General features: G+C 41.0%; 1 protein-coding gene. It reads right to left on the reverse strand.

Annotated features, from left to right (window positions below; all coding sequences use genetic code 11):
- On the reverse strand, positions 1 to 458 hold a 458-nt coding region (locus tag Q4Q35_RS01605; protein ID WP_303276173.1), incomplete at both ends, for an HYR-like domain-containing protein.

Raw genomic sequence — 458 nt, forward strand, 5'->3', positions numbered from 1 at the left:
GTTACAAGAATTTGATTATTACAAATATCGGTTACACTATAAGTTCTAGTGATCGTCTCCGGACAAGAATTACCATCCGATACATCCGATACATGAGCCACCACAGGGGTACCTTGATTATCCGCTTCATCAGTAACCACAGTTATATCAACAGCAGGCACATCATCGATACACTGCACATTAATATCCGCAGGATTAGAAGCCGTAGGCAAAATAGGATCCGTAATAAAAATAGTTTGAGTAACATTGATAGAGTTACCACACTCATCTGTAACACTATAAGTTCTAGTGATAGTTTCCGGACAATTACCATTATCAGATACATCCGATACATGAGTCACCACAATGTCATTAACAGCAGTACAATTATCCGCTTCATCCGTAACGACTGTTACATCCGGAGCAGGAGCAGGTCCACCGGGAACCGTAATATTAGCAGGATTAGAAGCCGTAGGCAA

It is taken from the genome of Flavivirga aquimarina, from assembly GCF_030540835.1.
In the GTDB taxonomy this organism is placed as follows: domain Bacteria; phylum Bacteroidota; class Bacteroidia; order Flavobacteriales; family Flavobacteriaceae; genus Flavivirga; species Flavivirga aquimarina.